Source organism: Planococcus wigleyi (assembly GCF_014836985.1).
In the GTDB taxonomy this organism is placed as follows: Bacteria; Bacillota; Bacilli; order Bacillales_A; family Planococcaceae; genus Planococcus; species Planococcus notacanthi.
In genome coordinates, this window is the sequence record NZ_JACSPU010000005.1 from 39,910 (window position 1) to 54,106 (window position 14,197).

15 protein-coding genes are annotated in these 14,197 nt (G+C 44.5%); 3 read left to right on the plus strand and 12 right to left on the minus strand.

Features of this window, described 5'->3' with window-relative positions; all coding sequences use genetic code 11:
* Positions 1-34: 34 nt before the first annotated feature.
* Both H9630_RS13970 and H9630_RS13975 read right to left on the minus strand, forming a co-directional pair.
* Positions 35-688: an SDR family oxidoreductase gene (locus H9630_RS13970; RefSeq protein ID WP_225218571.1), complete on the minus strand. Its 654-nt coding sequence runs from the start codon at positions 686-688 to the stop codon at positions 35-37.
* A gap of 174 nt (positions 689-862) precedes the next feature.
* Entirely contained in the window at positions 863-1,621 is a 759-nt protein-coding gene (locus H9630_RS13975; RefSeq protein WP_191716111.1) for an SDR family oxidoreductase, read from the minus strand.
* Positions 1,622-1,809: 188 nt separating this feature from the next.
* Between H9630_RS13975 and H9630_RS13980 the strand changes: the two genes are divergently transcribed.
* Entirely contained in the window at positions 1,810-2,415 is a 606-nt protein-coding gene (locus H9630_RS13980) for a TetR/AcrR family transcriptional regulator (protein WP_191716112.1), read from the plus strand.
* A 47-nt stretch (positions 2,416-2,462) separates the two neighbouring features.
* Here the strand turns inward: H9630_RS13980 and H9630_RS13985 are convergent, their stop codons facing one another.
* From H9630_RS13985 to H9630_RS14000, 4 genes are all read right to left on the minus strand, one after another.
* Positions 2,463-3,119 (minus strand): class F sortase, encoded by a 657-nt coding sequence (locus H9630_RS13985; RefSeq protein ID WP_225218572.1) that lies wholly within the window; start codon positions 3,117-3,119, stop codon positions 2,463-2,465.
* Positions 3,079-3,876 carry a DUF4397 domain-containing protein gene (locus H9630_RS13990; RefSeq protein ID WP_191716113.1) on the minus strand — a complete coding sequence of 266 codons (798 nt, stop codon included), beginning with the start codon at positions 3,874-3,876 and terminating at the stop codon, positions 3,079-3,081. Before H9630_RS13990 ends, H9630_RS13985 begins: the two co-directional genes overlap by 41 nt.
* Positions 3,877-4,098: 222 nt before the next feature.
* Positions 4,099-4,758: a reverse transcriptase-like protein gene (locus H9630_RS13995; protein WP_191716114.1), complete on the minus strand. Its 660-nt coding sequence runs from the start codon at positions 4,756-4,758 to the stop codon at positions 4,099-4,101.
* A gap of 39 nt (positions 4,759-4,797) precedes the next feature.
* Positions 4,798-5,451, minus strand: a complete 654-nt coding sequence (locus tag H9630_RS14000) for a potassium channel family protein (RefSeq protein WP_191716115.1) — start codon at positions 5,449-5,451, stop codon at positions 4,798-4,800.
* Positions 5,452-5,596: 145 nt separating this feature from the next.
* Here H9630_RS14000 and H9630_RS14005 point away from each other — a divergent pair, with 145 nt between their 5' ends.
* Positions 5,597-6,517 (plus strand): PhzF family phenazine biosynthesis protein, encoded by a 921-nt coding sequence (locus H9630_RS14005; protein WP_191716116.1) that lies wholly within the window; start codon positions 5,597-5,599, stop codon positions 6,515-6,517.
* A gap of 68 nt (positions 6,518-6,585) precedes the next feature.
* Here the strand turns inward: H9630_RS14005 and H9630_RS14010 are convergent, their stop codons facing one another.
* The 4 genes from H9630_RS14010 to xylA form a co-directional block, all read right to left on the minus strand.
* Entirely contained in the window at positions 6,586-7,599 is a 1,014-nt protein-coding gene (locus H9630_RS14010) for a Gfo/Idh/MocA family protein (protein WP_191716117.1), read from the minus strand.
* A gap of 81 nt (positions 7,600-7,680) precedes the next feature.
* On the minus strand, positions 7,681-8,664 hold the full coding sequence (locus H9630_RS14015) for an aldo/keto reductase (RefSeq protein WP_191716118.1): 984 nt from the start codon (positions 8,662-8,664) through the stop codon (positions 7,681-7,683).
* Positions 8,665-8,742: 78 nt separating this feature from the next.
* A complete protein-coding gene (gene xylB / locus H9630_RS14020) occupies positions 8,743-10,242 on the minus strand; it encodes a xylulokinase (RefSeq protein ID WP_191716119.1) in 1,500 nt (499 codons plus the stop codon).
* A gap of 30 nt (positions 10,243-10,272) precedes the next feature.
* Positions 10,273-11,595, minus strand: coding sequence for a xylose isomerase (xylA, locus tag H9630_RS14025; RefSeq protein ID WP_191716120.1), 1,323 nt, complete (start codon positions 11,593-11,595; stop codon positions 10,273-10,275).
* Between the two features lie 209 nt (positions 11,596-11,804).
* On the opposite strand from xylA, the gene H9630_RS14030 reads away from it, so the two are divergent.
* Entirely contained in the window at positions 11,805-12,440 is a 636-nt protein-coding gene (locus tag H9630_RS14030) for a YesL family protein (RefSeq protein ID WP_191716121.1), read from the plus strand.
* 18 nt (positions 12,441-12,458) lie between these two features.
* Here the strand turns inward: H9630_RS14030 and H9630_RS14035 are convergent, their stop codons facing one another.
* On the minus strand, positions 12,459-13,280 hold the full coding sequence (locus H9630_RS14035; RefSeq protein ID WP_191716122.1) for a carbohydrate ABC transporter permease: 822 nt from the start codon (positions 13,278-13,280) through the stop codon (positions 12,459-12,461).
* 13 nt (positions 13,281-13,293) lie between these two features.
* On the minus strand, positions 13,294-14,172 hold the full coding sequence (locus tag H9630_RS14040; RefSeq protein WP_191716123.1) for a carbohydrate ABC transporter permease: 879 nt from the start codon (positions 14,170-14,172) through the stop codon (positions 13,294-13,296).
* Between the last annotated feature and the right edge of the window lie 25 nt (positions 14,173-14,197).

Here is a 14,197-nt window from a genome sequence, read left to right on the forward strand (position 1 = left end):
AGCCATTTCGCTTAGACCGGCTGCCTCCTCCTATTTATTTGCCTGCTTTTATTTTTACAGCAGATGCAATCGGCTCGTCACCTTGCACCACTTCCAGAATCTGCCCAGCTGTTTCCGGGTAATTGAGCAATTCCACCAATACTGCGGCCACATCCTCACGGGCAATCGTGTCATACATCAATGTATAGCCTAGATTCACTTTTCCGTTCCCAGCATCATCCGTTAAAGTGCCCGGCCGCAAAATCGTCCAATCCAAAGCTGTTTTCACTAAATCGACTTCCGACTGGCGTTTGATTTTCATATAATGTTCAAAACTAGCCGGCATGTCTTTTCCCCGTCCTGCGTCTGGAAATGCCGATACGAGTAAAAACCGGCGGACATCTGCCATTTCAGCAGCCTTGGCGACTTTCACTAAGCCTTCCCCATCAATAGCAGTGGTCAGCTCGTCTCCTGCCCCACCGGCACCTGCAGTGAACACTACAGCGTCGCATGCTTTCAGCAGACGAGTAAACTCCTCAATATCCGTCTCGATCAAATCAGCTATTACCGTTTGAATCCCTTGTGCTTCCAATTGCTTCGCCTGCTCTGCCTTACGGATGAACCCGATAGGCTCATCGCCGTTTTCTGCCAAAATCCTCCCTAACTTGCTGCCCACTTTTCCGTTTGCTCCAATAATTGCCACTTTCATCAAACGCACGCCCTTTCAGTGAATTGGTGGTTCCAGCCGTTCTTTCTTGTTTCACTTCCACCTCATTATAGCCTAAACGCCCCCACCTTAAACACATATTGCACAACAGCCATCATGCATGCAATAAAAATACCCGCTGCATTTTCATGCAGCGGGCTGAGTGGTTTCTATTGATTAGTAAGCCGTCCATCCGGCATCAGCCGTAATTACTGTACCATTGACGAAACTTGAATCATCAGAAGCCAAGAACAAAGCTACTTTTGCGATTTCTTCGGATTTTCCGTTGCGTGGGTTTAAAGCCAATCCATTTCTTATGCGTCCCATTCCCATTTCGCTGATGGAAGTCATCGATGAGCTGATGTTGGTTTCTACGCCGCCTGGTGCGATGGCGTTACAACGGATTCCTTCATTTGCATACATGAAACCAGTGTTTTTCGTAAAGCCGACAACAGCATGCTTAGAAGCTGTGTAAGCAGCGCCTGCACGAGCGCCATACAATCCGCCTGCTGAAGCGACATTAATGATGATGCCTTTATTTTTCTCAAGGAAAATTGGCAATGCTTTACGTGTTGCACGCATGACACTCGTTGTATTGATAGAAAAAATCCGTTCCCATTTTTCATCTTCAATTTCTCCAGCAGGCTCAAAATTATCCATGATGCCTGCATTGTTTACGAGAATATCCAAAGTTCCATATTCGCTTACTGCCAAGTCGATCATCGCTTCGATTTCATGAAGATCTCCTACATTGGTTTTCACCGATACTGCAGTACCACCATTTTCTTTGATGCCGGCAACTACTGTTTGTGCACCTTCTTCGTTAATATCGGAAACGATTACTTTTGCGCCTTCTTTCGCGTAAAGTTCTGCAACTGCTTTACCCATACCGGATGCTGCTCCTGTTACGATAGCTACTTTTCCTTCAAGTTTCATTTTTCAGTTCCTCTTTTCATCGATTATTTTCTGGCATGAACAGATGTCCTCACCTATACAGTCACAGTATATTGTCCTATAATTTAGTTAGCAATCAGCAAATCAACCTCTAAATGTTGATTAACGAACATCCGCGTTTGATTTTGTGCAGTATTGCAAAACAAATGACGAAAGTGAGGTCATGCTCGATGAAAAAAGACCGAAGAATCGACAAGTCAAAATCTGCTTTGAAAGAAGCATTGATTTTCTTAATGGATGAAAAAGAATTCAAAAGCATCACCATTACAGAAATTGTCCAGTCCGCTAATCTGAATCGCGGAACTTTCTATAAGCATTACCAGACACAGGAAGAACTTCTGAATGAATTGATTGACGATGTCTTAATCGACCTGATCCATTCCTACCGCGAACCGTACGCAAAAATAAAAGACTTCAAAGTTGGCAAACTTTCCTCCTCTTCGATCAAAATTTTTGATCATGTCGAATGCTATTCCCGTTTCTATACCATCATCATCAACTCCAATGTTCTTCCCGGATTTCAAAACCGGATATGCCAGGTATTGAAGGAACTAGTCCAGAAAGACCTGCTCACCCCCCTGCCGAATCCTGATATTGATCCGAGCTTGCTGAGCAGCTATAATGCCTACGCCCTTTTCGGCTTGATCATTGAATGGGTGAATGGCGATTTCAAGTTCACTCCTCAAGAGATGGCAGACCAGCTGATTCACATCCTGTTTTACCAGACATCAAGAGCAGAAACGGATTCCATCTTTAAACTGGAAAACCCATTTTAATGTAAAGATGCTCCGCTTTCCCTAACCAGGAAAGCGGAGCATCTTTTCTATTCATTTTCTATAAGGCTGGCATAAACGATCAAACGCTCTTCCCGTGTCCCCCGGTCAAAATCGTAGGTGCCTGAACAAGTGATCAGAACCAGTTCCGGAGATGATGTATAACCGAAGACTGCCGAAACATCCGCCAAGTCTAACGGTACGGATTCCATTGTGTGAACCTTAAAAGTCAAGGTTCGGTCTTCATCCTGCACCAATACCTCGTCCCCTAATTGGAGCTCGGAAAGGTCCCAGAAAATTGCGGGCCCTTCGACACCATCCACATGTCCGGCAATAACAGCGCGGCCGTTTTGGCCTGGCTGGTAGCCTGGAGAAAACCAACTGACGTCTTCGATATTGTCCGGAACTGCCATTTCACCTGTTTTTGTCATTCCAAGATGCTGGACTTGTGCTTCCACATCAATTGCAGGAATTTTCAGAGTGTCGGGTTGAATACCTGTACGTTTTAATCCGTTGATGGGATTGCTGAGAGGAGCCGGCTGTTGAATAGTGACGGCAGCCGGTTCATCCAGTGTAAAGCCCACATTTTCTGAACGGATACTCACTTCATCAACAGGCTGTTGGCACCCCGCCAATAAGAAAAGAAGCAGGAGTGCCATCAGCTGCTTATTGAAACCGTCTTTTCCAAACAAGGGTACTTGTTCCAAAAAGAACGAGTGCTCCACCGATTAACAACCACATGGATTGTGACTGGTCAGGTGTTCCAAGTCCAGTAGTTGGCATCCCATCAGGAGATCCCGCAGCTTCATAATCAACCAACGCGATGACTTCCAACGAATCCACTGTGTTTACTGCAAAAACACTGTAGACAGTATCTGCGGCTAATTCAGTGCCTTCCAACGGCAATACTTGTGTTCCGTCCGGCAAACGGATTTCCAAATCATAAGTACCGGCATCCAATTCTGCATAATCCGTAATTCCAGGGAATTCTGCTCCACTGAATAAAGCGTCTCCACCGATCAAGCCGACATCAACTGCCGGTGCATCCGGTGACAAATGGCCAACACGGACTTTTGTTTTTCCTTCAGTGACTTCCATCGAGTCTTCTGCAACAACAAATTCAATCGATTCCAATAAGTTTGCTGCAGCAACGGTATACGCTTTGCCGGCTTCTACTGCAAGATCCGCCTGCAATACCCCTTCGCCTGCTGCATATTCTGTTCCACTAGCAAAAACTTCTACATCATGTGTACCGGCTGGTACTTCCAAATAACCTGAATCTGTTTTAAACGGTACCTCTTCAAGCGTTAAATCTCCGTTGACGTAAACATCGACAGCAGGAGCATCCGGTGAAGCATGGAGCACCCGTACTTTAGCAGTATGACTATCTGCCATAACTCCAGCAGCGAGAAGCGAAAATACGAGGGCCATTGCGACTGAGAATGAAACCAGAATCTTCTTCATTTCTTCCTCTCCTTCATGTGTATAGTTTTTGCACAATTATTGTACAAATCATTTATAACCTATACACAATCATTCCGCAAGCAATAAACTGACTATTTAGATATTTAATTAAATAGGCGCAGTAAACTATACAAACCTGGAGCACTTACCGTAATTTATTGAAGAAGAATTTAAAAAGAACCAGAGCTATATGCTCTGGTTCTGCAGACCGTATGAGATGCCTTACCGGATAACTTCACTGGTTGCCGCAATCGTTACGCCATGTAAAGCCTGTGTGGCTAATTTGTCAGCCTCTGCATTTTCTTTACGCGGAATTAACTCGTATTCGGCTTGTATACCCAACTTCGTTATTTTTTCTTCAATTCGATTGGCCCAAGGAATCAGCTGTTCTTCAATTGTAGGCCATTCATTTGTCAGTCCATTGATGACGATGCGTGAATCTCCCATAAAACGGACGGGCAAATGATGGACTTCCAGGTATTCGAGCTCCTGCAAACAGAAATGGAGGGCAGCGTATTCCGATTCATTATTCGATGTCAGCCCATCCAGTTTGGCATTGGTCCGCAAGCGATACGCTTTGCTGTTCTGCTCGTAATAAATCGCACAGCCAAGACCTGCAGTCCGGGTTGTCCGCTCATATCCTCCATCAAAATAGACAGTGATATTATGCGGTTCGGTTTCAATCCCCTTCAAATAAGCCTTGAGTTCCTTAACGGTCCAGCTGCTGTCGAACTGATCGGAAAAATGAAGATTTTTGACACGTCCGGTACGCTCCAAATCCTCTGCTATCACCAATGCTTCAGCTGCCGCCATTTCTTCAGAAACAAAAACCGCTTCCCGGCTTTTAGGAACCTTATAGGTCCACTCAATTCGGATTTTCAATCTCAGTCCCCATTTCCTGCCTATTCTGCTTAAGCATTCTTAAGCTTTGTCTTCCAGGCGTTTCAAATCGTCTTTATGCCCCATGACAATCAAAACATCACTTTGTTCAATCACTTCATCAATCGCCGGTGCGATATTGACTTCTTCCTGTTTTTTGATTGCCAATACAATGCAATTGAATTCTTTGCGGATGTTCAAGTCCACTAAGTTTTTATTGGCCATTTTTTTAGAGGCGACCAGCTCGATGATGCTGTAATCATGTGAAAGATCGATATAATCCACAATGCTTTCCGAGTCCACATGATGGGCGACACGTATTCCCATTTCCTTTTCTGGTTGAATAACACGGTCAGCCCCGACTTTGTGAAGGATTTTTTCATGCTGGAGATCGCGAGCTTTCACCCAGACCTTGGGCAATCCGAGTTCCTTCAACATCAATGTGCACAAAACACTGGCCTGGAGGTTGTCTCCAATTGCAACAATGGCATGCTCAAAGTTGCGGACTCCCAAAGAGTTCAGCTGATTTTTGTCCGTTGCATCTGCAATGACGGTAAAAGACGCATAATCTCTTAAAGTATCGACTTTCTCCGGATCTGTATCGATGGCCATGATTTCATGTCCCATACTGTGCAATTCTTTACAAACACTGCTGCCGAAACGGCCTAGCCCAATTACCACAATCTGTTTTTTCACACGTTTTCCTCTTTTCTTTTCCAGTTCATTACATTCACTGTATTCTCAAATTGAAAAGATTGCAATAAAAGGTGTTGGACTTTTAAATGGCGAATTGATACAAAGAAACTCTAAAGTCTCACTATTCTAACAAAGGAGGGTATCTATGCAAACCTTGAAGTATACTTTAGTCGACGTCTTCACTGCAAAGGCTTTTGGTGGAAATCCATTAGCGGTTTTCCATGATGGATCAGGATTGGAATCAAAGACCATGCAAAAAATAGCCAATGAACTGAATTTATCGGAGACAGCCTTTATCTGTCCGCCCCAAAAACCGCAAAATCAGGTCAGTCTCCGAATTTTCACGCCCCAGGTTGAATTGCCGATAGCGGGCCACCCCACCATTGGAACAGCTTATGTACTGGCGTATTTGAAAATGCTGCCTACACAGGATGGAATCAATGAATGGACCATCGAAGAGAATTTCGGAGATATCAACGTCACTGTGCAAAAAGAAGCTGAGAAAATCATCAAAATTGAAATGATTCAGCCTCTCCCTGTTTTTGGCGAGACCTTGACGCGGCAAGCTCTCGTCGCGGATCTGCTGTCACTGCCAAAGAGCGAACTGGACTTCCGTTATCCGATTCAGACCGTTTCTTCTGGGTTGCCTTTCCTGTTTGTCCCTATCCGTTCACTTGCTGCTATGCGGGAAATCAACTTCCGCACCGATGTATGGGAACGCCATTTTAGCGGAGATCCCGATCGCCAGCATATCTTCGCCTTTACTAATGAAACGGAAGAAGACAATTCCACTGTGCACTGCCGGATGTTCGCTCCTGCCATGGGCATTTCTGAAGATCCGGCAACAGGTGCCGCCTCAGGACCTCTCGGCGCATTTCTAGTCGAGCATGGTGCTGTTAGCCACATGGAAGAAGGGCTCTACACAATCCGCAGCGAGCAAGGCATCGAAATGGGGAGGCCGAGTTTTATCGACATTACGGTAGTGAAGAAAAAACAGAAATACAGAGAAGTGAAAATTGGCGGTTCCGCTATTGTGGTAGGGCAAGGAGAACTTTATGTTCCGTAAACCTGGCTGGACAGTGACTTTTAAAAAGCTCTGCGCCTGAACTCAATCAGAACGGACAAAACCTTCTTTTAGTAGAAGGTTTCTTCCGTTTCTTCAATATGGACTTTTTCTCCAGTTTCCAACGAACGGTAGCAGGCATTAATGGTCCGCATGTTCTTTAATGTCGAATCCGCAGTGATGGCCGGATCCGTATCCGTTAAAATCGCATTTGAAAACTGTTCAATTTCCAGCCTGTAACTATCGCCTAAAATTCGTTCTTCGCGTGTAACGCCACTTTTATGAACCAGTACGGTGCCGATATGGCCATTGAGATCCGGACGGAAAGCAAATGGCACTTTAAGGCTGCCTTCAGTACCAATCAGTTCATAGTCATTTCTGCTGACCATATCAAAACTGCAATCGAACAAGGCATGGACGCCGTTGCTCATTTTCATGCGCACAATTCCAGTCAAATCGATTCCAGTTGACGGATCAATATCGCCTTCTGCCTGTACTTCCACTGGTTCAGCATCTGTCAAATGGTGGATCGCCTGTATGGCATAACATCCGACGTCATAGATGCTGCCCCCTCCCATTGCGGCATCCATCCGGATATCCGATGAACGATTCTCCAAATAAAACGAGTGGCTGGATTTCATCAATTTGATTTCGCCGATTTCTCCTGAAGCAATGATTTCTTTGGCACGGGCATGCTGCGGGTGCAATTGGTACATGAAGGCTTCCATCAATTTGACGCCAGCTTCCTTGCAAGCGGCAAACATTTCATCTGCTTCCAATTCAGACAATGCGATCGGTTTTTCACAAAGAATGTGCTTGCCTTTTTGTGCCGAGCGGATCACCCATTCTTTATGCAGATGGTTGGGAAGCGGAATATAAACCGCATCAATTTCAGGGTCATCCAACAGTTCTTCATAACTTTCGTAAGCTTTGGGTATTTGCAGTTCCTCAGCTATCGCATGCACTTTGCTGGTTCGGCTCGCTATGGCGATAATTTCAGCATTGTCAGCGCGGCAAATCGCTGGAATGACTTGCGTTCTTCCAATCTGGGCTGTACTGAGGACTCCCCATCGAATTTTCTTCATATCCTTCTCTCCTTTTAAACGTATAGGTATTCAAACAAACCGCTAAAGGGACTTTTGCCCTTTAGCGGTAAGATTCTTCTATTAATATACGCCTCTGATTTCCGGATGGACGCGTTCTTTATAGAATTGCGCCAATCGGTCGATTTCTTCAGGGGTATATTCCCGGGCATCCAATGCTTTCAGGTTGTCTTCTGCCTGCGCAACACTTCGGAATCCTGGAATGACGGAAGTGACCGCTTCCTGCTGCAAGATCCATTTCAATGCAGCTTGCGTCCGGTTTCCACGGCCTTCTGCAATCCATGCAAGCTCGTCGCTTAATTCTACGCCTTTAGCAAACTCAAGTCCCGCAAACGTTTCTCCGACATTGAACGCCTCGCCGTCACGGTTGAAGTTTCGGTGATCGTCAGCTTCAAACTGTGAATCCACCTTGAATTTACCAGTTAATAATCCGCTGGCAAGAGGAACACGTGCCAGTATGCCGACATTCTTTTCAATTGCTTTTGGAAAGAGTTCTTCCAGGGGTTTTTGGCGGAATAAATTGAAAATCACCTGCAGACTGCTGACATTCGGATTTTCCAGACAGAGAAGCCCTTCTTCCACGGTTTCAACGCTGACTCCGTATGCACGGATTTTCCCTTGCACTTTCAGTTTATCCAGCACTTCAAATACACTGCCATCCTGTAAAATTTCCATTGGCGGGCAATGAATTTGAAGCAGGTCAAGTTGCTCACGCCCTAGACGCTTCAAGCTCGCTTCAGTGTATTTTGAAACTTGTTCCATCGAGTAAGTCTTAGGGTCATGAATATCTCCAGCCCGGCAAAACTTAGTGGCGATATGGATTTCTTCGTGTTTCCCTTTAGTCGCTTTTCCCAATAACTCTTCACTGTGTCCGTCGCCATAGACATCTGCCGTATCAAAGAAATTTACACCTTGTTCCATGGCGTATTCCAATGCTTTTAAAGATTCCTGATCATTGGTATTTCCCCAAGACCCTCCAATTGCCCAAGTCCCGAAACTCAATTCACTGATTTTCATGCCTGTCTTGCCCAGTTCGCGATAGTTCATTCCAGTCACCTCTTCTTAAGATTGGGGTTTTATTACCCAAAAAACCTCAACTGTTTAGTTGAGGTTCTATTTTGGCAGTCACTTGCGAAATTCCAAAAGTTTGCTATTCAAATCTTTCGTGTTTTCATAAACTTGCTGATAAATTGGAAACAGCTTTTTATAAGCCAGAACATTTTCTTCGATCGGGAGATATTGCTTATCTTCCTGCAAAAATGCATCCGCGCATTCCTGCAATGTCGGGAACCAGGAACAACCAAAAGCTGCGAGCATTGCTGCCCCCATCCCTGGGCCTTGTTCACTGGTCAGGCGAACAATTTTCGCATCGAAGATGTCGGCTTGCATTTGAAGCCAGTCTGCATTTTGTGCTCCGCCTCCGATGGATACAATGGTATCAATCGTTTTGCCGTTTTCTCTGAAGATCGAAATGGACTCTTGCAGCGAAAACGTGATTCCTTCCAGAACTGCACGCGCAAAATCTTTCCGGCGATGTGAGCCGTCCATTCCGATAAAACTGCCGCGAATCACAGCATCCGCATGTGGAGTTCTTTCCCCAACCAGATACGGTGTAAACACCAATCCATTAGATCCGGCCGGTACTTGGTCGATGTCAGACAACAGCTCATCAAATGACACTTCCGGCGCGAAAGTTTCTTTGAACCAGCTTAAGCTATACCCGGCTGCTAAAGTCACACCCATTGTATAGAATACATTCGGTGCAGCATGATTGAAATAATGGACTTTGCCGCCAAAATCCTTATTTCCTTGCGCTTCATAAGATAAGACAACGCCGGAAGTCCCGATGCTGCATAACGTTTTGCCTTCTTCTAAAATCCCCGCTCCGATCGCTCCACAAGCATTATCGGCACCACCAGCAAAAACGCGAGTGGATTCGGACAACCCGGAAGCTGAAGCGAATTCGCTTACGACAGTTCCCACTTCTTCATGCGACTCGACTAACGGAGGGCATATCGAAAAATCCAGTTCCAATAAATCACAGATTTCCCGGCTCCACTGTTTGCGAGTGACATCCAGCAAAAGCGTCCCTGCTGCATCGGACAATTCCATTTGGAGTTTGCCTGTTAACTTATAGCGCAAATAATCTTTCGGCAGCACAAAGGATTTTACCTTTTTGAAAATTGCCGGCTCATGTTTCTGAACCCACAGGATTTTCGGCAAAGTAAAACCTTCCAATGCCGGGTTTTTTGTAATTTCCAGCAGCTTTTCCTGTCCAATCACATCATAAATCTGCTGGCATTCAGCTGTTGTCCGCGTATCATTCCACAAGATGGCCGGACGCAGCACTTCATTGTTCTCGTCCAACAAAACCAGTCCGTGCATTTGACCGGAAAAACTGATGCCTTCGATATCTTCTGCATTTCCGCCGAAGATGCCCAGCAATTCTTTTAGCCCAGCAGCCGTCTGATCCACCCAATGCTGTGGATCCTGTTCGCTGTAGCCGTTCTTTTCATGGATCAGCGGGTACGGTTTCGATACAGTTTCAACAACCGCCCCTTGCTGGTCCACCAATAAAATCTTTACAGCGCTTGTTCCCAAATCGACGCCAATTACATATTTCATAAAGTCAGCTCTCCCACTCTGGAAACTTTCTTATTTTGCGAAAGCCTGCAGCAAGTATTGGTTGATTGTCGCTTTGATCTGTTCAAGGCGTCCAGACGTTTGCTTGATATCGGTAATGCCAAATGCATAATCTTCAAGTTGGTGGAAATCAGTGTTGCCGTTGACGATATCCAATCCAATTCCAGATGTATACGTTTCGTATCGGCTGCTCACTACATTTTCAAGCACTTTATCGTCAATCAGCTGCTGCGCGACTTTCAAGCCGACAGCGAAAGCGTCCATTCCTGCAATGTGCGCATGGAACAAATCGTCCTGTTCAAATGATCCTCTTCTTACTTTGGCATCAAAGTTCAAGCCGCCGCGCCCAAGTCCGCCATTTTTAAGGATTTCATACATCGCCAAAGTGGTTGACCACAGATCAGTCGGAAACTCATCGGTATCCCAGCCCAATAGTGGATCGCCTTGGTTGGCATCGACAGATCCCAGCATATTGTTGATGCGTGCATAATGAAGTTCGTGTTCAAATGTATGGCCAGCAAGCGTCGCGTGATTGGCCTCGATATTGAATTTGAATTTATCGTCCAGGTTATAGCTCTGCAAAAATGCGTGTGCTGTCGCTACATCGTAATCATATTGATGTGTAGAAGGTTCTTTCGGTTTTGGTTCGATCAGGAATTGGGCATCAAAACCGATTTCCTTCGCGTAGTCCGCAGCCATGTGGTAGAAGCGGCCCAAGTTATCCAGCTCCAGTTTCATATCGGTATTCAACAGCGTTTCGTAGCCTTCACGCCCGCCCCAGAATACATAGTTTTCAGCACCAAGTTCCTTGCCGACTTCAAGACCTTTTTTCACTTTCGCCGCAGAATAGGCAAAGACGTCTGCATGGCTTGAAGTTGCTGCTCCGTGAACAAAGCGTGGATGCGTAAAGTTGTTAGCTGTATTCCACAGCAATTTCGCTTTGCTGTCTTTCATGTAATCTTTGATCATCCCAACGATTTCGTCCAAGTTTTTATTGGACTCTCTCAAATTGCTGCCTTCCGGTGCAATGTCAACATCATGGAAGCAGAAAAATGGTACATCCATTTTTTCATAAAATTCAAAAGAAGCTTCAACTCTCGCTTTTGCTAAGTCCATCCCTTGTAAACGATCCCATGAACGGACCATACTTCCGGCACCGAATGGATCAGAACCGTCCATTGTAAATGTATGCCAATAAGACACTGCGTAGCGAAGAGTTTCCTCCATTGTTTTTCCGCCGATTTTTTCTTCCGGGTTGTAGAATTTGAAAGCGAATGGATTTTTTGAAGTTGCTCCTTCAAATTTTATCTTTTCAATTCCTGTGAAATGTGCCATGTTCCATACCTCCAATATAATTTTAGTTCTACGAATATGTACTAATATTTAGACTTGTTAGTGAAAAGGCTTTCATTAAGGATTATAGCAAGTTATAATTAGTTTGTCTATTGATTAAACAAAGTTTCTGTAAGCTTTTAAATGAGTTTTTTTGGCACGTGAGGTATGCTTTTATAAATCATTGAAATTTAGGATAGAGGCGGTTGTTAATGAATACTGTAAGCAATTATATCTATACGGCATTGGAATGGATCACCCGTTTCGCTTATTTGAATTTACTATGGGTTGTCTTTACCCTATTAGGGGGGGTCTTGTTCGGATTTTATCCTGCCACTACTTCCATGTTTGCCATTTGCCGTGAATGGCTGAAAGGCAATGCGGATCTTCCGCTTTTCAACTCTTTCTGGGAATTCTATAAGAAAGAGTTTCTGAAAAGCAATCTTCTTGGCGTCTTTATCAATGTACTGCTTTTGCTTATTGCGTTGGATATCTTCTACATCCAAACAAGCCCGAATGAACAATTGGATTGGACGTATGTTCCGCTTTTTGCATTCATCCTGCTATTCACTTTTTTTCTGTTTTATCTGTTCCCGTCCTTTGTGCACTTTGATGTCAAGGTGCCCCAAGTCATCAAAAATGCTTTTCTTCTTATGCTCGTCAATCCAGTAGCCACTGCAGTCATTGTTCTATGCTTTGTTCCATTATTCTTTATCATGAGATTGTTTCCAGCCCTGGCCTTTCTGTTCGGCGGAAGCTTATACGCTTTTCTGACCATGTGGATGGCGATGTATGCCTTCGGAAAAACCCATAAAAAAGCTTCACACCAAAGGGGATCTCTTCCTTAAAGTGTGAAGCTTTTTCATTTATCCTTTTACTGCACTCGAGGAAATTCCCTCAACCACTTTATTGCTGAAGAAGATGAAGGCCACAATGATCGGCAGGACGCTGATGACCAACGTCGCTCCAATTGCACCCCAATCGGTCATGTACTGTCCGATGAAGTTTTGGATTCCCACTGTCAGTGTCTTGTACTTTTCTGAACTGATGAACGTATTGACAAATACAAACTCATTCCAGTTATAGATCATGTTAATGACCACAGTTGTCGCCAAAATCGGTGACGTCATCGGTAAGATGATTTGGAAAAACATCCGGTGAATGGAGCAACCGTCGATTATGGCAGCTTCTTCTATTTCGTGAGGCAAAGTGTAGTAGAAGCCCAACAGGATCATTAAGGTGATGGGCAAATTATATGCCGTATACGTAATGACAATCGATATCGGATTGTCGATTAAATCCACACTCAAAAACATGCTGTAAAGCGGAATCAGGGCTGAATGAATCGGAATCATCAAGCCGACCATGAAAAGGCCGAGCACCAACCCGCTCAATTTCCACTTCAAACGCGTAATCGCGAAAGCCGCCATACTGGCAAAAAGGACTGTCAAAATGATGGCCAGCACTGTAATCCAGACACTGTTGAAGAAGTAGGTTCCAATGCCGCCATTCCAGACTTTTTCGTAATTTTCCCATCTGAATTCTGAAGGCAGAGCGAATGGAGAACCTGCAAAAATTTCATTATTGTCTTTTAATGAGAATAGGAACAGCCAAATCAATGGCAGGATTTGAAACAATCCAACGATGATCAAAGCCAGGTAAAGAAAGAAATAACCAATGCGGCGCATTTTCATGCCTCCTTTAGTATTCGAGCTTGTCTTTGGTTTCGGTCAGTTTGCGGATGATCAGTGTAACGATCAACGTAATGATCAATAACAGGAAGCCGATGGCACTGCCGTATCCAAAGTTATAATTGGAGAAAGCGAGTTTGTACATATAAGATGCCATAACTTCACTGGCTCCGTTCGGTCCGCCTGCAGTCATTACATAAATCAAATCGAAGTATTTCAGTGATCCCACAATGGCTAACACAATTGTCACACTGACCACTTCTTTGATCAGCGGCAACTTAATGCGTGTCGCAATCTGGAAAGCAGAAGCCCCATCGATTCGGGCAGCCTCTATCAACGACTCGGGAATATTCTTTAATGCCGCATAATAGATCAAGATATAAAAGCCGGCATATTGCCATAGGATCGGAACGAATATGGCAAACAATACAATAGAAGGATTCGCTAACCACAATGGCGGATTCTCCACCCCGATGCTCATCAGGAAGACGTTTAGAATACCATTGGAAGGATTGTAGATTTTTACCCATAGTTGTGCAATGGCAACCGAAGACAACAGCATGGGAATCAAATAGATTTTGCGCAGCAAATCTGCTCCTTTAATTTTGGAAGCCAATATAAAGGAGACCGTCAAATAAATGACCAAACTTAACGTAGAAAAGATTGCCAGTAAAAACGAATGGAAGGCACTGTTCCAGAAAAGCTTGTCTTGAATTCCTTGGATGTAATTCTCTAACCCGATAAAGGTTTTTTCTCCTATGCCATCCCAATCCATCAAGCCATAATACCCTGATAAACCCAAGGGGATGAAAACGAGGATCAGAAGCAGGAGAAGAGCCGGTGCAATATAGAAAGCGATATAGAATTTATTGGACATTACTTTGTTCATACCATTCAACCCCACATCTTAGAAA

Coding starts and splice junctions, on each gene's coding strand:
- H9630_RS13970 (WP_225218571.1), bottom strand. CDS start 688: ATGAAAGTGGCAATTATTGGAGCAAACGGAAAAGTGGGCAGCAAGTTA.
- H9630_RS13975 (WP_191716111.1), bottom strand. CDS start 1,621: ATGAAACTTGAAGGAAAAGTAGCTATCGTAACAGGAGCAGCATCCGGT.
- H9630_RS13980 (WP_191716112.1), top strand. CDS start 1,810: ATGAAAAAAGACCGAAGAATCGACAAGTCAAAATCTGCTTTGAAAGAA.
- H9630_RS13990 (WP_191716113.1), bottom strand. CDS start 3,876: ATGAAGAAGATTCTGGTTTCATTCTCAGTCGCAATGGCCCTCGTATTT.
- H9630_RS14005 (WP_191716116.1), top strand. CDS start 5,597: ATGCAAACCTTGAAGTATACTTTAGTCGACGTCTTCACTGCAAAGGCT.
- H9630_RS14010 (WP_191716117.1), bottom strand. CDS start 7,599: ATGAAGAAAATTCGATGGGGAGTCCTCAGTACAGCCCAGATTGGAAGA.
- H9630_RS14015 (WP_191716118.1), bottom strand. CDS start 8,664: ATGAACTATCGCGAACTGGGCAAGACAGGCATGAAAATCAGTGAATTG.
- xylB (WP_191716119.1), bottom strand. CDS start 10,242: ATGAAATATGTAATTGGCGTCGATTTGGGAACAAGCGCTGTAAAGATT.
- xylA (WP_191716120.1), bottom strand. CDS start 11,595: ATGGCACATTTCACAGGAATTGAAAAGATAAAATTTGAAGGAGCAACT.
- H9630_RS14030 (WP_191716121.1), top strand. CDS start 11,805: ATGAATACTGTAAGCAATTATATCTATACGGCATTGGAATGGATCACC.
- H9630_RS14035 (WP_191716122.1), bottom strand. CDS start 13,280: ATGCGCCGCATTGGTTATTTCTTTCTTTACCTGGCTTTGATCATCGTT.
- H9630_RS14040 (WP_191716123.1), bottom strand. CDS start 14,172: ATGAACAAAGTAATGTCCAATAAATTCTATATCGCTTTCTATATTGCA.